The sequence below is a fragment of the Vibrio clamense genome (assembly GCF_050337905.1).
In the GTDB taxonomy this organism is placed as follows: domain Bacteria; phylum Pseudomonadota; class Gammaproteobacteria; order Enterobacterales; family Vibrionaceae; genus Vibrio; species Vibrio cortegadensis.
This window is the reverse complement of the sequence record NZ_JAKJTJ010000018.1, coordinates 121,873-142,623: the sequence shown is the minus strand read 5'-3', so window position 1 is coordinate 142,623 and position 20,751 is coordinate 121,873. Positions and strand designations below refer to the sequence as shown.

14 protein-coding genes and 2 tRNA genes are annotated in these 20,751 nt (G+C 40.1%); 15 read left to right on the top strand and 1 reads right to left on the bottom strand.

Features of this window, described 5'->3' with window-relative positions; translation table 11 throughout:
- Positions 1–66 precede the first annotated feature (66 nt).
- The 8 genes from copI to L4C39_RS01285 all read left to right on the top strand — a co-directional run bounded on the left by copI (position 67) and on the right by L4C39_RS01285 (position 10,643).
- The gene (copI, locus tag L4C39_RS01320; protein WP_017051893.1) at positions 67–624 is read left to right on the top strand and encodes a copper-resistant cuproprotein CopI; all 558 of its coding nucleotides are present in this window, start codon (positions 67–69) and stop codon (positions 622–624) included.
- Positions 625–979: 355 nt separating this feature from the next.
- Positions 980–3,640, top strand: coding sequence for a glycoside hydrolase family 31 protein (locus L4C39_RS01315; RefSeq protein ID WP_429743973.1), 2,661 nt, complete (start codon positions 980–982; stop codon positions 3,638–3,640).
- 229 nt (positions 3,641–3,869) lie between these two features.
- Positions 3,870–4,577, top strand: coding sequence for a response regulator (locus L4C39_RS01310; protein WP_371730716.1), 708 nt, complete (start codon positions 3,870–3,872; stop codon positions 4,575–4,577).
- A gap of 33 nt (positions 4,578–4,610) precedes the next feature.
- On the top strand, positions 4,611–5,900 hold the full coding sequence (locus tag L4C39_RS01305; protein ID WP_429743971.1) for an ATP-binding protein: 1,290 nt from the start codon (positions 4,611–4,613) through the stop codon (positions 5,898–5,900).
- A 173-nt stretch (positions 5,901–6,073) separates the two neighbouring features.
- Positions 6,074–6,466, top strand: coding sequence for a glycine zipper family protein (locus L4C39_RS01300; RefSeq protein WP_136995303.1), 393 nt, complete (start codon positions 6,074–6,076; stop codon positions 6,464–6,466).
- A gap of 158 nt (positions 6,467–6,624) precedes the next feature.
- Complete coding sequence (locus L4C39_RS01295) at positions 6,625–6,981, top strand: diacylglycerol kinase (RefSeq protein ID WP_113799692.1); 357 nt, start codon at positions 6,625–6,627, stop codon at positions 6,979–6,981.
- A 17-nt stretch (positions 6,982–6,998) separates the two neighbouring features.
- Positions 6,999–8,648: a phosphoethanolamine transferase gene (locus L4C39_RS01290; protein ID WP_429743968.1), complete on the top strand. Its 1,650-nt coding sequence runs from the start codon at positions 6,999–7,001 to the stop codon at positions 8,646–8,648.
- Between the two features lie 21 nt (positions 8,649–8,669).
- Positions 8,670–10,643: an LTA synthase family protein gene (locus L4C39_RS01285; RefSeq protein ID WP_429743965.1), complete on the top strand. Its 1,974-nt coding sequence runs from the start codon at positions 8,670–8,672 to the stop codon at positions 10,641–10,643.
- A gap of 106 nt (positions 10,644–10,749) precedes the next feature.
- Here L4C39_RS01285 and L4C39_RS01280 read toward each other — a convergent pair whose 3' ends face one another.
- Positions 10,750–11,919 (bottom strand): cyclic di-GMP phosphodiesterase, encoded by a 1,170-nt coding sequence (locus L4C39_RS01280; RefSeq protein WP_171757407.1) that lies wholly within the window; start codon positions 11,917–11,919, stop codon positions 10,750–10,752.
- Positions 11,920–12,309: 390 nt separating this feature from the next.
- Here L4C39_RS01280 and L4C39_RS01275 point away from each other — a divergent pair, with 390 nt between their 5' ends.
- The 7 genes from L4C39_RS01275 to betA all read left to right on the top strand — a co-directional run bounded on the left by L4C39_RS01275 (position 12,310) and on the right by betA (position 20,726).
- Positions 12,310–14,073, top strand: a complete 1,764-nt coding sequence (locus L4C39_RS01275) for a COG3904 family protein (RefSeq protein WP_429743963.1) — start codon at positions 12,310–12,312, stop codon at positions 14,071–14,073.
- Positions 14,074–14,320: 247 nt separating this feature from the next.
- Positions 14,321–14,407: transfer RNA gene (locus L4C39_RS01270), tRNA-Leu, on the top strand.
- A 51-nt stretch (positions 14,408–14,458) separates the two neighbouring features.
- Positions 14,459–14,532 (top strand) — tRNA-Cys (locus tag L4C39_RS01265).
- Between the two features lie 404 nt (positions 14,533–14,936).
- A complete protein-coding gene (gene dcuC, locus L4C39_RS01260; protein WP_017052821.1) occupies positions 14,937–16,325 on the top strand; it encodes a C4-dicarboxylate transporter DcuC in 1,389 nt (462 codons plus the stop codon).
- 517 nt (positions 16,326–16,842) lie between these two features.
- Positions 16,843–17,451 carry a transcriptional regulator BetI gene (betI, locus tag L4C39_RS01255; protein ID WP_017052820.1) on the top strand — a complete coding sequence of 203 codons (609 nt, stop codon included), beginning with the start codon at positions 16,843–16,845 and terminating at the stop codon, positions 17,449–17,451.
- 77 nt (positions 17,452–17,528) lie between these two features.
- Positions 17,529–18,989, top strand: a complete 1,461-nt coding sequence (betB, locus tag L4C39_RS01250) for a betaine-aldehyde dehydrogenase (protein WP_429743961.1) — start codon at positions 17,529–17,531, stop codon at positions 18,987–18,989.
- A 30-nt stretch (positions 18,990–19,019) separates the two neighbouring features.
- Positions 19,020–20,726, top strand: a complete 1,707-nt coding sequence (gene betA / locus L4C39_RS01245; RefSeq protein WP_429743959.1) for a choline dehydrogenase — start codon at positions 19,020–19,022, stop codon at positions 20,724–20,726.
- The last annotated feature ends 25 nt before the right edge of the window (positions 20,727–20,751 follow it).

Sequence of the window (20,751 nt, the reverse complement as noted above, 5' to 3'; positions counted from 1 at the left end):
CATTGGTTTCTGCCCCTCTCTACATAGAAAATCAAAAAGATTAGATGACTTATTAAGGAAAATCGCATGAAAAAGACTCTACTAGCAGCACTGCTTACGATCACAACAACATACGCATTGGCTGATACTGACCACTCTACAATGGATCACGGAGCCATGAACCACGAAGAAATGAACAGTACCAAAGTGAACAGTACCGAGATGAACCACAGCAAGATGGACCATTCGATGATGAATATGGAAGGTATGTCAGAAGTGGGTATGCCAGCAAAAGGAGCAAAACCAGACAAAGTTGTTCATGTTCTACTCAACGATGATATGACGATTAAGTTTAAGAAAGAGGTGAAGATACAACCAAATGATGTGGTTCAGTTTGTTGTGATGAACCTTGGTAAGCAAGATCATGAATTTTCGATTGGTTCAGCGAAAGAGCAGTTAGCACATCGTAAGATGATGAAGTCTATGCCGCATCATAACCATGATTCGGGCAGTACCGTTACAGTCAAACCTGGCAAAGCAAAACAGTTACTCTGGCACTTTCATGGGGATAGCAATGTTGAATTTGCATGTAATATTCCTGAACATGCAGAGCAAGGGATGGTGAAAAAGATAACGCTACTTTAATATTGAAGGCAGCACGTTCTGCCTTTTATTCTTAACAAATGAGTGAGCATTTGGTATTCATGCTCACTCATTTTTTCTGCGCACCAGAACACTATCAATTCGCCTTGAGATCAATATCAGTCGTAAAGTCACATATTTAACATCTATAAATTCTCTGTTTCTTGCTCGAAATTCTGATAACTCGTTATGTTGCACCAGAGGTATAGCTTTTATCTATATCTTGTTTAAGTTTGGCTATTTTTCAGCGGTGAACACTTTTATTACTATGGGATAAAGCTTCAAGGACTCTATTACAACATTCCTCTTAAGTGAATGTGTTTTAGAAGTGAAGGAAAATCAATCTCTAGGTGATGTTGTGCTTATCAAAAAACTACCCGTTAATATCCTAACCGCATGTATTCTTAGTGGCTTAAGCGGCCATGCATTGGCGTCTGCGCCTCAATCCTTTCATTTCTCTGGTCAAGATACCTACAAGGTGACGGCTGTTGATGTTTTTCGTCTTAGAAAAGACTTCCCAGAAGAGAATGTGACTAAGGCACTGAGGCCTATTTTTGGTGAAGTGTTTTATACAGAAGATACGTTCAAATCCGCGCTCTCTACGCAGTTAGATAGCGCGACTGTCGAGAAAATATACTCGAACATCAAAGCGAGAGCGACGCAAAAGAGTAAGCAGTTGTCTATTTTTGTTCATTCAGATAATGCTCTACAAATCACCTACCAAGACGCTGATGAAAAGGCATCGTTTAAACACTCTGATCTGATTGATCTATCGAAATTTAAAGCACCATCAAAGGTTAAGAAAACGAAACACGGCTTTAATACGCCAGCCTTGGATGTGTCTGTTGATGAGCAAACCTTATGTATTTCGGTTGAAAATCAGAAAGATAACCAATTAAGTGAAATTTGCCCGGACACAAACACCGCCTTTACCGTTTCAGCGGATGAGCAGTATCGACTTAATGGTTTAGGGCAAGAGTTTCAGAACCCAGGCATTGTCGACTCTAGTTGGAATGGCAAAGTGAGACACTCCAATAACCGTATGGAAGGGTTTAATGGCGGTGGAACAGGCAATACCATGTTCCCAATTTTATATGCATCATCACCAAATCAAACGGATTTTGCCGTCTATTTAGACAATATGTACTCAACACAGTGGGATTTCAGCCAGTCTCCGTGGAAAATTAAGTCTGCACAAGGCGATGTGAATTTATTCTATTTCGCAGCCGAGAGTCTCCCTGAATTGCGCCAGTCCTATATGTCGATGGTTGGTAACCCACTTGTTCCACCAAGAAAGATGTTTGGTATGTGGTTATCGGAGTACGGCTTTGATAATTGGAAAGAGATGGACAGCAAGCTTGAAACGTTAGCGTCAAATGAATTTCCGATCGATGGCGTCGTGATGGATTTGCAGTGGTTTGGGAATGTTCAGCCTTACGATCCAATGAGCCATATGGGCACTTTGACTTGGGATGAAGATAATTTTCCAAAACCGAAACAGAAAATTGCTCAGTTAAAAGACGACGGCATTGGCATGATGTTGATTGAAGAGTCATACGTGAGCCGTGATCTCGAAGAGCATAGCATAATGGAAGAGTCTGGATTCTTAGCCAGAGACCCTAAAACAGGTAAAGCGATCAATACCAACTCAGACGGCGGTGGCTACTGGTGGGGTAAAGGCGGAATGATTGACTGGACCAATAAAGAGGCGGGTATTAAGTGGCATGATTGGAAACGCCAACCGCTGATTGATATGGGCGTAATTGGTCATTGGACGGATCTTGGCGAGCCCGAAATGTACAATAGCAATGGTATTTATGCTGGCGACCAAGGACACAATGAAATACACAACATTTTCAATTACAAATGGTTAGAAAGTATATACCAAGGCTATCAGCGTAATGATGTCAGCCAGCGTCCGTTCATGATGTCACGTTCAGGTGCGCCAGGTATTCAACGTTTTGGTGCTTCAATGTGGTCGGGTGATATTGGTTCTAATCTTACCAGCTTGTCGGTTCAGCTGGGTATGCAGACCAATATGATGTTATCGGGTATGGATTATTATGGTTCAGATATCGGTGGTTTCCATCGCGCGGGTTTAGGTGTGCCGAGTAAGGATAAAGACGCAGCGCTAGCTGAAACCTACACACAGTGGTTCGCATACAGTTCATTGTTTGACGTGCCTGTTCGTCCGCACACTGAGAACTTATGTAATTGTAAAGAAACAGCGCCGGACAGAGTCGGTGATCTAGAGAGTAATAAGTCGAACCTAGAACTGAGGTATCAGCTAATTCCGTATATTTACTCAAATGCTCATACGGCACATTTAACCAACGCTCCTGTGTTCCCAAGTCTTGGTTTTGAGTTCGGAAACGATCCAAAAGCAGTAACGCTAAGCAATCACAAAATGATGGGTGAATCATTACTCAGTGTTGCTGTAGCAAAACTAGGCCAAAAAAATGTGGATGTGTATTTACCGAAAGGGAAGTGGTTTGATTTTAGAACAGGCGAATCATATAACAGTGATACTGGCATCGAGTTGAAAGAACAACCGCTCTATTCTGAGCTGAAAGGTGAAGCACTGTTCCAACTACCACTTTACGCGAAAGAGGGGGCCATTGTGCCATTCAACCCTGCTGCTAGCGGTAAGTTAACCAGTGACGTTCCTGAAACTATAGCGCTGAAAGTATTTGGTTTACCTCAACACAGTGAATTTACACTCTATGAAGATGATGGCGTCACTAACGAGTATTTGGATGGTGATTTAAGACGTACATTAATCAAACTAGATACGAAAAAATCTGAGGCAAAACTGACGCTCACGACGAGTGGGACTTATGAAGGCGCTCCCCAATTAAGACCAATATTGGTTGAGTGGCAACTTGATGGGCTCTCAGCAACAAAAGTCGAATTGAACGGTGAAAAAATCACATCATGGAAAATGCAGGGGAATACACTTGAACTGGCTATTGATGCTCAAAATGTATCGCATCAACAAACCATAATCGTGAGCTATTAGCTCATCGCTTAACTGATAATTACTTTCTCTTAAAGAGGCATCATTTTGGTGCCTCTTTTTTTGTAAGTAACGTATTGAACTTATTGATACTTCGGTTTTCTAAATATGCGATATTTATGGTTGCAGCCGCAATTTATAAATACATATGACCTGAAATTCTATAACATTGTAATCATGTGTCAGGCGAACTCTGACAATTCATAATCGCTAGTTGAAGTACAGAGAATCAATTATGTCCGTTCAAAAACTCGTTATCGTTGAAGATGATTTAAAACTTCAGTCAATGCTCAATGATTACTTTTTAAAACAAGGATTTAACGTAATTACTGTGGGGGATGGAAATGAAGCTCCGCAGGTTATCCTCAATGAAAATCCAGATCTTGTGTTACTCGACCTCATGTTGCCTGGCCAAGATGGACTGACAATTTGTAGACAGATCAGAAATGACTATAGAGGTAAGATTTTGATGCTTACTGCAAGTGATGATGATTTTGATCATGTGGCAGCTCTAGAGACTGGAATGGATGATTTTGTGAGTAAACCGGTCAAGCCAAGGGTTCTCTTAGCTCGTATCCGTATGTTGTTACGTAGGGCAGAGAGTACTTCTGTAGTCGAAAACAAGAATGAATTACATTTTGGACAACTGAAGTTAAATAAAGCGCATCGTAGTTGTGAACTTGGTGCTCAGAACATTGTGATGACAGACAGCGAATTTGACCTGCTACTTTTACTCGCATCATCAGCGGAAGAGGTGTTGTCTCGGGATGTGCTCACTAAGTTACTTAGAGGCATCGAGTATGATGGCATTGATAGAACCGTCGATAATAAGATCGTCGCTCTAAGAAAAAAGCTGGGTGATGTGAGTGTGCCACCAAAGAAAATCATCACTGTTCGCGGTAAAGGGTATCTGTTTATCCCTGATGCATGGGAAAACTAGATTCGATAATGACAGTTATATGGTAGGGGTGAGATGCGAAGAATATATTTAGAGTCATTCTTTGGGCTTATATTACTTTTTTTTATGAGTTTAGTGGGCTATGAAATCGTTATTTATCAAATTAATACTGATTACGATTATATTTTACAAGAGTACGAAGCTGAGGCTTACCTAGACACCATTGATACAATATCTGATGGGCAAGGAAAAGAAGCTGCGTTAGAAGCCCTGCATAACTTCACCAGTAAAACACGCCAAATACTAACCACTATATCTTCAGGTAGTGAGTCAAAAGAAGTTCGAGATGGAATCGCTGCTCATGTGGATCAGCGATTTTATTATGATGATGAACGCATTTTATGGTTTACGATAAACAATAGTAATGACATCTATACAATGGATGTTGATGCTAATGCTCCGTTAATTCGGAAAATAGATTTTGATGACAATATCGTTTGGATATTTTTTATTTTTGGATTTGCTCTTTATTGTGTGCTTCTTATCTGGTTTTTAAGTCGCAGAATACGTGAATTAGAAAGAGTCACCTTGGCTTTTGCTGATGGTGATTTTAATGCGCGAGCACCTTTAAAAGGTTCAAAAAAAGTTGGAACTTTAAATCAAAGCTTTAACCACATGGCTGATAAAATTTCAGGTTTGATTACCAGTAACCGAGCGTTAACTAATGCGGTTGCACATGAGCTAAGAACCCCTATTTTTAGAGTGCAGTGGCAGGCTGAAATATTATCTGATACGAATTTGGATAAAGAACAGCAGAAGACGATTGCAAGCATCATTGAAGATACAGAAGAGATGGAGACGATGGTTGATGAACTTCTGTATTATGCTCGTGTCGAGAGGCCAGATACAGATTTAAATCTACAGTCGATTTCAATCAATGAATGGATAACAGATCAAATTATTCGTTGGAGGAAAGATACAAAGATCAATATTAAGTCGGATTTGTTTGCGGTCGAAACTTACCTTACAGCAGACTCACATTTACTGAAAAGAGCGTTGGACAATTTAGTTAGAAATGGCTGTAAATTCGCACAGCAGAACATACATCTTGTTCTATCAAAAGATGAGGGCTATATCTGTATTGAAGTTCATGATGACGGTGAAGGAGTCAATGAGAAGCACTGGCCATATTTGTTTGATGCATTTTATAGTGCAGATTCAGCTCGAAACAAAAAGAAATCAGGGCATGGTTTAGGGCTGGCGATAGTCAAGCAAATTACCGATCGTCACCGCGGAAACGTGAGCATTTCCCACAGTTATTTAGGCGGAGCTTGTTTTGTTGTAAAAATACCAAACGATGTTTGATTAATCTTTATAGTCAGATAATTAACGGTGTTCTATAAAAATATAGCGGTGCATTTGCACCGCTTTTTTTGTGTCTGACAGAGTATGACAAAAGCGAGACAAATTAGGACAGTCATATCCAATAAAACGCTGTACATTTACGTTACTTTAAATTTAATCAATAAGGTACCGTTATGAAAAAAATTATCTGGTTACTCGCAGTGACAAGCACTCTATCAGCGTGCGCTTACAACCAAAAACCTGTCGTAGATATGACAGGTGTCGATGCAAATCAATATGACCAAGATTTCAAATATTGCCAGTCTTATGCAGAGCAAGTTGATAAAGCAGAAGCGGCTAAAACGGAAGCGAAGAATAGCGCAGTGACAGGAGCAGTAGTGGGTGCTCTTGTCGGTGTACTTGAAGATGGTGTCGGTGGGGCAGCTGTTGGTGCCGTTGCCGGAGGTGCTGTTGGTGCCGGAGCAGGAGCAGCAACCGGAGCAAATGATGCGACCGCAGTGCAAAGCAAAGTGTTGAGACGTTGTTTAGTGAAGAAAGGATACACCGTATATGATGCGGAAGATTAAGCAACTAATTTAATAATATTGAATTGAATTTAGGAATCGATGGACTATATTTTTCCTTAATTTATAAAAAGTAAGAGGAAATAACTCAGTTGTACACATAAAATTCACGCGTACAAGATTAGTATGACCTCGAAATGATTTTCATATTTGGATGTATTATGAAACCAGGTAAAACCGGAATTGCTAGAATATATGATGCAACCGGATATTCAATGAAAGGTTTAAAAGCAGCATGGATAAATGAAGCCGCATTCCGACAAGAAGTGGTGCTTTGCTTTTTATTAACAATAGCTACATTTGTTTTTACAATTACTGACGTAGAAAGGGTTGTATTAATTGGTAGCTTAGTTTTAATCCTATTAGCCGAATTACTTAACTCTGCAATAGAAGCTGTGGTTGACAGAATTGGGTCTGAATGGCACGAGTTGAGTGGTCGAGCAAAAGATATAGGCTCAGCCGCAGTATTTGTTTCGCTTGTTTTTGCCGCTTTAACATGGGCTATTATCCTGCTTTAATCTCTATTGGTAATAAAATGAATTATTTAATTAAGCCTCTCTTTAAAAGAAAGGTTTCATATACTTGTGTCACCTTTATACTCGCGTTGTATTTTGCGGTAGTGGTTAATATCCCTGTTTACAGCGAGCTTAGTTCAATATTGAATGATATCAATGGCGTTAAAGTCGGGTTTGTAATATCAATCCCAATTTTCTTTTTGGCAGCATTAAATCTAATTTTCAATCTGTTTAGTTGGCCGATGATTACAAAGCCATTTTTTGTAATCATCTTGATTTTATCTAGTGTCGTAAGTTATGCGGGTTATAACTATGGAACTTTGTTTGACTATAATATGATCGCAAACGTTATAGAAACAGATACCAGTGAAGCCGGCTCTTATTTGAGTGTTTACTCCGTTGTGTGGACTCTCTTAATGGGTGTAGTGCCCGCTTTAATGCTAATGATGACGAAGCTGAGTGCGAACCAAAATATCATCAAAATGGTTTTATCTAAACTCGGTTCGATGCTAGCTTCCGTTATAGTGATTGCTTTAATTGCAATGATGTATTATCAAGATTATGCATCAGTAGGCAGAAATAATAGCGCACTTAAAAAAGCAATCATTCCAACTCAGTTTATATACAGCGCGACAGGTTTTATTAAGGATAAATACTTCACAACGCCACTTGAATATAAATATATAGGGACAGATGCAAAACAAAGTGATGAAGCACTGCAGGATTCAAAATCTAAGCCTACTCTGCTTGTATTTGTGGTCGGCGAAACTGCTCGTTCACAAAATTATGAATTAAACGGTTACTCTAAACCTACGAATGCGTTTACTCGCGATTTAGATGTGGTTTCATTTCAAAATGTTAGCTCTTGTGGAACCGCAACCGCCGTTTCTGTTCCATGTATGTTCTCTTCATTAACTCGAAATAATTTCGACCGTAAGGTTGCCGATAATCAAGATAACTTACTCGATATTTTAAATAGAGCGAAGGTGTCAGTGCTTTGGAAAGAGAATGATGGAGGGGATAAAAATGTCGCCGAACGCATTACAAAAAAAGTGGTAGATCGTAGTAAAGTGAATGAACTCTGTGATGGGAGTACATGCTATGACATGGCTCTGTTGGAAAGCTTTGAGCAAGATGTCGAGTCATTAGATGGTAATAGAATGATTGCATTGCACTTAATTGGCAGTCATGGACCAACGTATTATAAGCGTTACCCTAAAGAGGCGAGGAAATTCTTACCCGATTGCCCACGAAGCGATATTGAGAACTGCAGCGTTGAAGAGATAGTTAACACATATGACAATACGATTCTTTACACTGACTATGTCATCAGCCAAGCGATACAAAAGCTAAAAGATCTGAATGATAAATATAATACCGCGCTGGTATATATTTCTGACCATGGTGAATCTCTTGGAGAAAACGGTATGTTCTTACATGGCATGCCATATGGATTAGCCCCGGAATATCAAACCAAAGTTCCCCTGATGCTTTGGATGTCTGATGGTTTCAAGCAGACTAAAAAGATCAACACTTCGTGTATTAAAGGTGAAGCGAGCAGTAACAAGTATTCTCAGGATAATATATTTCATTCTATTCTTGGTGTAATGGATGTAAATACTAATATCTATAATGAAAACATGGATATATTCAACTCCTGCAGAAGTTAACTTATTATTCAAGGGTGTAGTATGAAAAAGCTTGGTTTTTATGGATTGAAACCAGTAGTGATGTTTAGTGCCTTAACTTTACTAATATTAACTACAAGTCGATTTTTGCTTTCTCTATGGCTCAATGAAAGAGTGACAGACTCTTCGGGCTGGTTTTTTATTCTATTACAAGGTGTAAGAGTTGATATAGCTAGTATATGCTGGTTTTTTTTAATTCCGGCATTGCTTGCTGCTCTTCTACCTACAGAAAAAGCTGTAGGTAGAGTATGGGTTTATGTTCAGAGAATTTGGCTCGTAATAGGGCTTTGGATCTTTGTTTATATGGAACTTGCTACTGTTCCATTTATCCTAGAATACGACTTAAGGCCAAATAGGTTATTCATTGAATACTTAGTTTATCCAAAAGAAGTGTTTGGAATGCTCTTTACTGGCTATAAAACAGAATTATTTATTGGGCTAGTTGGGTCGTTAATAACTTTTTATTATGGTTGGAAATTTAGTGGTTATGCGACGAAAAACATTACCATGCCAAAGTTACATATAAGAATCATTATGGCGGTTTTAGTTGTACTTGTTGGTGTTGGGGGAGCTCGTTCATCTCTCGGTCATCGTCCAATAAACCCTGCAGCGGTGTCTTTCTCTACCGATCCATTAATGAATGATTTAGTTTTGAATTCTGCGTACTCAGTCATTTTCGCCTTAAAAAATATGGGCTCAGAAAAAAATGCAACCTCTATGTATGGCATGATGGCTAAGGATAGAATAGTAGACTTAGTGAGAGAATCTTCAGCTATATCTGGACGTTTTTTGAATGAAACTACAACATTAAATTATAATTCATCGAGTTATGAAGGGCCAAAAAAAAATTTGGTTATCTTGTTGCAAGAAAGCCTGGGGGCGAGATTTGTCGGTGGATTGGGTGGCTTACCTTTAACCCCTAATTTGGATGTATTAATTAAGGAAGGTTGGAGTTTTAACCAGATGTACGCAACCGGTACTCGCTCTGTTAGAGGTATTGAAGCGATGACAACGGGGTTTCCGCCAACGCCATCTCGTGCAGTCGTTAAGCTAAGCAAAAGCCAGAATGGATTTTTTAATATAGCAGCTTTACTTTCTGATTATGGCTATATGACTCAATTCATATATGGTGGAGAAAGTCACTTTGATAATATGAAAAGCTTTTTTCTAGGTAATGGTTTTCAAAATATCGTTGATGAGAGTGATTATAAACAACCGATATTTACTGGTTCATGGGGGGTGTCTGATGAAGATTTGTACAACATGGCAGACCAACAATTTACGAAAATGCACAAGGAAGATAGACCTTTTTTCAGCTTAGTTTTCACTTCATCAAATCATAGTCCGTTTGAATACCCTGATGGGAAAATTGAGCAATACGATGCTGAGAAACATACTCGTAATAACACTGTTAAATATTCAGATTATGCACTTGGTAAGTTTTTCGAAAAAGCTAAACAATCTGAGTATTGGGATAATACGATTTTTGTGGTTATTGCTGACCATGATTCAAGAGTAAGCGCGACAGATTTGATTCCTGTCGACAGATTCCATATCCCAGCAGTGATCGTGGGGAAAGATATTCAACCACGAAATGATGATCGCTTGGCGAGCAATATTGATATGCCATCAACACTGATGTCTTTGATTGGAGTTTCATCAGTTTCACCTATGCTTGGACACGATTTAACGAAACCACTATTGAAAGAAGATGAACGAGCAATGATGCAGTTTGCGAATAACTTTGGTTATCTTACTAGAGACAATTTAGTTGTATTGACACCTGGTAATACACCTTATGCTTACTCATATGACTTCGACACAAAAACTCAGCAACCGATGGAAGTTAATTCTGAAGTCATTGATATTGCAAAAGCTAACGCATTATGGGGGAGTTTGGCATACAATCAGAATCTATATACCATGCCAAAATCCTCTGAGATAAATAAGATTATATCTGAGTTTGAAAAACGATAATTATTAGTACTTAAGCAAATGTTATTAATAAATATTCGATAGTGTTTGATTTCATTAAAAATCGCTACAGCTAAGTATTTAGTTGTAGCGATTTTTATTATCAAGATTAAATTTTATTTGTGTTGATATGCTCAATCGCTTCACGGAAATTTAAGCCATATTCTTCCGCTCGAATGCATTTAACAATTTGTACATTTTCTTTTTCAGCTAGATCAACGCGAACCACATCACTGTATTTACGAGAGCTCAAGTCATAGAAGGTGTAGACTTTCGGCTTCGTTGAATCATCTATGTTGCGAGTGTCAACAATCGCAAGCTTGTCAGATGTTAATTCAACCATTGCACCAACAGGGTATGAGCCCACGCAATCAATGAATTTTTTAACTAACACTTCGTCTAGATCACCTTCAGCTGCCATTTTGCGCACAATAGTGAATGCTTTAGTATGAGTAAATCCTTGCTTATAGCAACGTGTTGCTGTTAATGCGTCAAATACGTCACAAATACCAATTATTCGGCCATTGAGTGGAATATCCTCTCCAGATAAACCGTATGGGTAGCCTTTACCATTGATTTTTTCATGGTGCAGAGCGGCAGTGCTTAGCGCTAGTTTGGATAACCCTGGTGTTTTTTCTAACCTAGTGATTGAGTGGTCGATATGTTTTTTCATAATATCGAACTCTGGATGAGTTAACCGCGCTGGCTTGTGCAGAATATTGTCTGGAATATCAATTTTACCGACATCATGCAAAATTGCACCGACAGTCATGTGCTGAATAACTTCTTTCTTGAGATTGAGGTAACGAGCAAACATGGCCGTGAGAATAGCAACACCTAGCGAGTGCTCTAACAAATACTCATCTTTTTCACGAATATTCAGCATACAGCTGATAGCGTTAGGGTTTTTGAATAACATATCTATGGACTTATCAGTGGCTGCTTTCACAAGTTCCACATCAATTTGTAATCCGTTTTGTATGTTTTCAAAAACTTTCCTTTGTACAGATTTAGACTCGATAAAAAGCTCACTTGCTTCATCAAGATCTTCAAACGCACTCTTATGCTGTAAGTGTTTTATATGGTTTTCAGATTTAACGTATTTACGTTTTTCTGGATTAACCATGACACTTATCACGCCATTTTCAGCGAGCTTTTTAATGGTTGACTGTCTTTTTACCCAGTCGGGATCACGCAAACGCGAGTTACTTTTTTGTTGCGCGATTTCTACGATGTACATTCCAATTTCTAGATCGGATAGATTTACTTCCTGAAGCACCAGATTTGCTCCTTATTTATTCTTATAACTGGATAGAGCAATAATTCTACTATCTACCAAGATAGGGCAATTTTGCCCAGTAGTATTGGTATTAATTATATAAATTTTTAGTTATGTGCGAGCAATCTCGATATTGTATATAAGTTTCATCTAATGGAAAGTGCAAAAGCGCCTCACTAGCCGAATTTTTTGAACAAGTTACCCAAATATAGGGAACGAAGTTGATCCCTTGGCGTAATTATGAACATGAGCTGACGCTTTTCATTTGTGCTGTTGTGTATCACTTTGTATCAGTATGTCGTACTAAGTGTCATGCCCAGAATTACAGTATTGATGTTGTTAAAGTGATTTCAAGTAAACACATCGTTTCTCGAAATAGGGCTTATTGCAATGAATATAAAACTTGCGCTTTTAACCACAATGGTTGTTTCATCTCTTGTTGGTTGTAATTCAACATCTTCAACATCAACAGCGGTCTCTCCTAACACCGGAGTATTTGAATCAAGCTGCTCAATTCCTATGGATGGTGATAAGCCTCTGTCATTCACAGTTGAAGGGGATATCGCAAAAGTGACTGGGGTTGTTTGTGACGGGACACCATCCGCATTTAGTAAGATGTTGGCAGCGAACTCCAATATAAAAACATTATCACTCATTAATATTGATGGCTCAGCGGACGATGATGCGAACCTACAGTTAGGCAGGCTTATTAGGCAAAGTGGAGTTACAACGTCAATTGGGAAAACTGGGCATGTTGCGTCTGGTGGGACCGATCTGTTTCTCGCTGGAACAAAGAGAAGACTCGTAGAAGGTGCTAGAGTGGGAGTGCACTCATGGAGTGATGGTGTAAAGGATGGTGGGAGCTTTCCTATATCAAGCCCCGTGCATAAGCCATATTTAGATTACTATCAAGAAATGGGGGTTCCTGCTAGTTTCTATTGGTTTACGCTTAATGTCGCTGCGTCAGATGAGATGCACTATATGACGAGCAGTGAGATTGAACAATATCAACTGATCACCAAAGTCGAAAATCTCGGGATTACTCCGGTTCCAGCCTCTCTCTCAGCAACGTATAGTCAGGCTCTGAAATTTGACCGCTATACTTCGCTTATTGCACCAAATGGAAAACCGATTCATATCGTGTCGCAAGATCAGATAACAGATAATCAGATCATCCGAGTACGCTCTGTGTTAAGCCATTATTTAACGGATTACACTTTATCTGAGTTTGGGGGTGATAAAACGGATGTCATTAATAAGATGGCAGATAACGGTGCATTATTGATGTTGTTGAATGGCAGTGATGACGGAAGTAACTCAGCGTCAGAACTTGATGGTCAGCCTTTATACAAGAATGAAATCCAAGTTGAAGGGGGAGAGTGGTACATCAAACAAGACTATAATCACCGAGATGCGACATATGAAGAGATTCTGCACTTGGTTCATGATTACGGTATTGGTGTGGATCAAAACCAATCATTTGATGGTGTACTCCCTGAGTATCAGGCCGAAATTCGAAGTGCTCAAGTTACAGCATTAACTCAGAGCATATGGGGACTTGGGGACGAAAATAAGGACTGGATCACGGAGCTAACCCAAGAAAATAGTCTCTCTCAAGAATATTTAGCCGCTGTTGTTGATTCGTATTATGGACTATGGGGGGCATGGAATTCGGATGCTTCAGGAAACGCTGCTTTGAATACAGCAGATAGCCAAAAAGGAATGTGGGGAATTTATTTGGCAAAGACTAGGGCGGGAATTCTGACAGAAGATCCTCTTGGTGCTGAACTAATGACTAAATTTTTCCACCCTTACATCACCTATAATGCTCGAATTGATGAGAGTTTTAATGGCACTTTCAGCTTGAAATATGATGCGTCAAAACCATACACGAATCATTCTCGCTATTTAAAAGATATCACCTTAACAGGTACCAATGATTCTAATGTAATCATTAACCAACTCGATAATGTGATTACAGGTAACTTAGGAAATAATAGCGTTGTATTTTCAGGAGCAGAAAGTGATTATACAATAACCAAAACTGACGCGAATCGTTATGTTATCGTAGACAATCAAGTGGGAAGGGATGGCAAAGTGACGGTGAAAGATATTGAGATATTGAAGTTTTCAAATTCTGAACAAGAACTCTAAAGCTTAAATAGTAAAGTTTGAGCCCCTTTTTTACTGCGTTTTGGTGTTAAAATGTTCGTTGAGCTTGGTTTTTAACCATTTGAATCAAATCAATATAATTTATTGTTGACTCATTTTCTTAATCAGTTAAAGTACATCTCGTTCTCAGGGAGCAACGCACAGTTAGCTTGTTGAGTAAAAGAATTTTACGAAAATTGGAATTGTCATTATTGACAGTGGTGCCGATTATCGCAATCAAGAATTGCGTGCCCTGGTGGTGGAATTGGTAGACACAAGGGATTTAAAATCCCTCGGCGTTCGCGCTGTGCCGGTTCAAGTCCGGCCCGGGGCACCATCTTACTTTTAGTAAAATCGAAACAAAGCTCATTAGAGCAATATCAATTATGGCGCCTTGGCAGAGTGGCTATGCAGCGGATTGCAAATCCGTGGACCTCGGTTCGACTCCGGGAGGCGCCTCCATTATTGATTAAAAGCCCTAGCAGAAATGCTGGGGCTTTTTTCATATCTATCACAAATCACTTTTGCTTTTTTAGTGTGTATTTCTTTAATTATAAAATTTGCGCGCATTAATTAGGTAAATACAGTTGGTTTATAAATTAGTTAGTAATAAATAATAGGGCAAAGTACATCGTTGGTCTGATTTTAATTGTAGCGCTACAACAATTGAGCAATATTTAAAGTGCTAGAGAACACGTTATCTATTATATTTTATGCATATACATGCAATGTAATATTCGATATTTGGAACGTAAGCATTTAATGTCATATAAATTTATATTCCGAGCAAATATCACATTATTGTCAAAATTCTTAATATAAACTCCGCGCGAATTGATTTTTTAGGACTTTATTCGGGAATTTATATGTTATCTATTATTATATCTCTGATCGTGACAGGGCTTGTTGCGACTTTTGTACTCAAGGGATACAAGGCTCAAGCCATCTTAATTGCTGGTGGTATTGTTTTGATGGTTTCAGCAATGCTAATTGGGCAGGATTTGCCACTACCAGAAAGTGCTTCTACGGGGTCTCAATGGCTTGATATTTTCCATTTTATTAAGCTCACTTTTTCAAGTCAGAGCGCCGGTTTAGGTCTGAAAATCATGGCGATTGCCGGCTTTGCTTTTTATATGCATGAGATTGGTGCATCAGAGGCATTGGTGCGTGTTCTTACTCGTCCGCTAACTCACATTAAGCATATGCCTTACCTGTTTATGGCGATGTGTTTCATTATTGGTGAGTTTCTCTCAATTTTCATTACAAGTGCATCTGGTTTAGGTGTGCTACTAATGGTGACGCTATACCCATTAATGCGAAGTGTTGGTTTAAGTCGTTTGTCTGCATGTGCGCCTATTGCGACTGCGGTTGCGGTAGAGATGGGACCGGGTCAAGGTAACGTGAACTTTGCAGCAGAGATCATTGGTATAGATGTTGTTGATTACGTTGTGCAATATCAATTGGCGGTTGCGCTTGCTGCATTAGCTGTTATTGCTGTTCTTCATGTACTGGTACAAAAGTATTTTGATGTAAAAAGTGGCCATATCGCAAGTGAACATCGCCATTTGAATGAGCAATCAGAAACTGTGGCTGTAAGCGAAGAAAGCTCAGCGATTGCGCCTACCATCTACGCTATTTTACCGGTTATTCCTTTAGTGCTTATTTTTACTTTCAGTAAATTAATGATAAGTAGCATTAAAATGGACGTGACTACAGCAATGCTCGTTTCTATTGTCATCACTTTAGGATTTGAATTTGTCCGTCGTGACAATGCTAAAGCGGTCGTTGATTCTATTCAAATATTCTTCGATGGGATGGGGCGTCAGTTTGCTAACGTCGTGACATTCATTGTTGCAGGCCAAGTTTTTGCGCAAGGTTTGAAAACCATTGGTGCCATCGATGTGATTGTAAATGCAGCCGAATCTGCTGGATTTAGCCCAGTACTTATGACGATTGTGATGGTCGCAATCATTATGGTTTCAGCTATTTTGATGGGTTCAGGTAATGCGGCATTTTTCTCGTTTGCCAATTTAGTTCCTGAAATCGCAGGTAAGATGGGCATTGCACCAGTGATGATGCTGTTACCGATGCAGTTTGTTGCCGGGATGAGTCGTAATATCTCACCAATCGCACCTAACATGGTTGCCATTGCGGGCGTTGCAGATGTCTCACCATTTGAACTTGCAAAAAGAACAACGATTCCAATGGTCGGCGGGATCCTCATCTCTGTATTTGTCAGTATCATTAGTTTTTAGCATCCTCAAAATGACTCTTGCTGAGAATCAAGATTGGAACCTGATTTAGTGCAATTTGATTTAGGGTGATCAGACAATATACAATCAATGAATGGTGAGAACGGCAGATTTTAATGCCTGTAACTTATATGCCTCAGTTAGATACTGGGGCTTTTTTGTGCCAGTAAAACACCATTTGAACAGATGAATGTTTCTTTAATACGTGTCTTATATGAAGTTAGTGGAGCCGTTTTTGTTACAAAGTAATTAATTCGTAGTCTAATGATTTTCCATCCTGTTGTTCTTTTTGGGTTTACATTGTAAATATTCAGTACTGATTCTATCTTGTTGTAATTAAAAGTATTAATGACTCTGTTTACGTTCTTAATATAAGCATTAAATGTTGTCTTTATGTGATTTTGTGGCACTTGTATGTTGTGAGATGTAGTGTTTTGGTGAAATAATAGTTTGTACTCTAACTATTTTTCTGGCACTTTATACTTAATTGATCGTTCAATAAAAAATAAAAGGTTCAGAAATGCCCAAGGTTGGAATGCCAGATATTCGCAAACCGCAACTTGTTAAAGCGACGATGGCAGTGATAGATCGAGTAGGGCTTCATGGCGCGAGCATTTCGTTGATCAGCAAAGAAGCTGGTGTGTCGACTGGGATCATTAATCACTATTTTGGCGGCAAACACGGCCTGCTTGAAGAGACGATGCGAGAGATCCTTCGTCAGCTGTCCACCAGTATCACTTCCCAATTGAAATTACTGCCTGTGGATGCTCACCATCAGCGGATCAACGCGATCATTAAAGGTAATTTCGAAGGCTATCAAGTTAAAAATGAAGTAGCGAAAACGTGGTTAGCATTCTGGTCTTATTCAATGCATGACGTTCAGCTTAAACGCTTACAACGGGTCAATGAAAAACGTCTATTGTCACATCTTAAAATTGAGTTGAAAGCATTATTGCCAATTGAACAAGCAGATCTCGTGGCTCACGGGGTTGCTTCATTAATTGATGGTATATGGCTGCGGGGCACACTCAACCCTGATGGTATTGATGGAGAGAAAGCCACTGAAATCATCAACGATTACTTAGATAAACAACTCACCTTTTATTCCCAACAATCGATGAATTCTTGATGATTTAAGAACGTATCGAGTCAGTTACTTCTAATACATCACTCATTCACAAAATTAAATTAAGTTAGATTCTTCAAATGGAAATGAAATCACTATACATCGATGGTAAAGCGGTATGTGCAACATCTGCTGAAACCTTTACCAGTTATAACCCTGCAAATGGAGAAGCGATTGCAGAGATAGGACAAGCGTCTCAACAAGATCTTGATCTCGCAATGGAATCCGCTAAACGTGGCTTTGCTATTTGGTCCGGAATGTCACCTATAGAACGCAGCCGAATTTTGCTTAAATCCGTCGAAATACTGAGACAGCGAAATGATGAGCTTGCAGCATTAGAAGTCGCCGATACCGGAAAACCATTACAAGAAGCGCTAGAAGTGGATATCGCTTCTGGTGCCGATGTGATCGAATATTTCGCAGGCCTCGTTCCCGCTATGCAGGGTGATCAGCAACCACTGAGTGACAATCAGTTTTTCTACACTCGACGTGAACCCTTGGGAGTTTGCGCGGGCATCGGCGCTTGGAATTATCCTGTTCAAATTGCAATGTGGAAATCCGCACCCGCATTAGCCGCGGGTAATGCGATGGTTTTCAAACCTTCCGAAGAGACACCACTTACCGCATTGAAATTAGCCGAAATATACACAGAAGCGGGACTGCCAGACGGTGTATTTAACGTGGTGCAAGGGGATTACCGTGTAGGCCAAATGCTTACCGCGCACCCTGATGTAGCTAAAGTCTCCTTCACTGGAGAAACGGGAACAGGTAAAGCGGTGATGGCCGACAGTGCGAAAACACTTAAATCGGTCACCATGGAGCTTGGTGGAAAGTCACCACTTGTGATTTTTGATGATGCAAAATTGAATGATGCGGTATCTGCCGCCATGGTTGCCAACTTCTATACACAAGGTGAAGTTTGTACCAATGGCACGAGAGTGTTTGTTCATGAGTCTATTTATGACGATTTTATTTTGCAGCTAAAAGAGAGAACGGAAAAGCTGACCGTTGGCGATCCAATGGATTTGGAGACTCAAATTGGCGCTCTGATCTCAAAGGAGCATTTAGGAAAAGTGTTAGATGCTATTGAGACGGCAAAAGCCAGTGGTGCAACGCTACTGACGGGCGGTTATCAAGTGACAGAAAATGGTTTAGATAAAGGCAATTTTGTCGCCCCAACGGTTTTTGTTGATTGCACAGATGATATGCCGCATGTCCAAAGTGAAATCTTCGGCCCTGTTATGTCCGTTTTAAAGTTTAGCGATGAAGCCGAGGTTATTCAGCGAGCTAATGACACCGATTATGGCTTAGCGGCTGGGATCTTCACTCAAAACTTATCCAGAGCACATCGAGTCATTCATCAGATGCAAGCTGGGATCTGTTGGGTCAATACTTGGGGGGATTCTCCTGCTGAGATGCCGGTAGGCGGATATAAAATGTCTGGAATTGGCCGTGAGAATGGACCAGAAACACTTCTGCATTACACCCAAACGAAAAGTGTACTGATTGAGCTTGGTGATTATGCCAGCCCTTACGCTTAATTCGATTTTCTAACGTCAAGGAGACGACCAATGCAACAAAGCTACGATTATATTATCGTTGGCGCGGGTTCGGCTGGCTGTGTGTTAGCGGATCGGTTAACGGAAAGTGGCGAATTTAACGTTCTACTTTTAGAAGCGGGCGGTACGGATAGAAGCATTTTCATCCAGATGCCAACCGCACTCTCATACCCGATGAATTCAGAAAGATACGCTTGGCAGTTTGAAACTCAAGCCGAGCAGGGCATTGATGGTCGGAAGTTGCACTGCCCACGAGGAAAAGTACTTGGTGGCAGTTCATCAATCAACGGCATGGTCTATGTTCGCGGTCATGCATGTGATTTTGATGAGTGGGAAGAGAAAGGTGCGAATGGCTGGAATTATCAAGCTTGCCTACCATATTTTCGTCGTGCTGAAACTTGGATTCAAGGCGAGGATGAATACCGAGGTGGAACTGGGCCGTTGGGCACCTGTAACGGTAACGATATGGCTTTAAATCCGCTTTACCAAGCTTTTATTGATGCAGGGAAAGAAGCCGGATATCCCGAAACAAAAGATTATAACGGTTATCAGCAAGAGGGTTTTGGCCCAATGCACATGACCGTTAAAAAAGGCATACGAGCGTCGACGTCCAATGCTTATTTACGCCGTGCAATGAAGCGTAAAAATTTAACCTTGATGACGGGAATTGTCGCGCGAAAAGTGATTTTGGAAGGAAAAACGGCCGTTGGCATTGAATTCGAAAAATCGGGTAAAATACTACAAGCTCGCGCAACAAAAGAAGTGATTTCGAGTGCGGGTTCCATTGGTTCGGTTCAACTGTTGCAGCTTTCAGGCATTGGACCTAAAGAAGTGCTGAGCCAAGCCGGTGTCGAACTAAAACATGATCTACCTGGTGTTGGCCAGAATCTACAAGATCACTTGGAAGTCTATTTTCAATATCATTGCTCTCAACCGATCACTCTAAACAGTAAATTAGGCCTTGTCAGCAAAGGGTTAATTGGTGCGGAATGGATTTTGACTCGAAAAGGTTTAGGTGCGACCAATCACTTTGAGTCTTGCGGCTTTATACGTTCTCGCAAAGGGCTTAAATGGCCAAATATCCAATATCACTTCCTCCCAGCAGCAATGCGTTATGACGGCAATGCGGCATTTGATGGTCATGGATTCCAAGTTCATGTTGGGCCAAATAAGCCTGAGAGTCGAGGTTCTGTGGAGATAACGTCTACCGATCCGCATGCGAAACCAAAGATCAGTTTTAATTACATTTCAACACCCCAAGACCGCCAAGACTGGCGTGATTGTATTCGCTTAACACGCGAACTTCTTGCACAGCCTGCACTTGATGAGTATCGCGGAGAAGAGATTCAACCGGGAATGCATATCACCTCTGATGAGGACATAGATGAATGGGTTAAGCAAAATGTAGAAAGCGCTTATCACCCATCATGCAGTTGTAAGATGGGTTCTCATGATGATCCAACAGCAGTCTTAGATGAGGCTTGCCGAGTTCGAGGGATTGCTCAACTCCGTGTGGTGGACTCGTCTATTTTCCCGACCATTCCAAATGGCAATTTAAATGCGCCAACGATCATGGTTGCAGAACGGGCAGCCGATTTGATTTTAGGTAACGCGTTGCTTGAAGCGAAAAATGTCCCGGTTTGGATCGCACCAGATTGGGAAAAGAAACAAAGAGTAAATAAACCAGAAAGAGAATTGGACACGATCTCTTCAAAATAGAAAGTCAGTAATCATTACAAGGAAT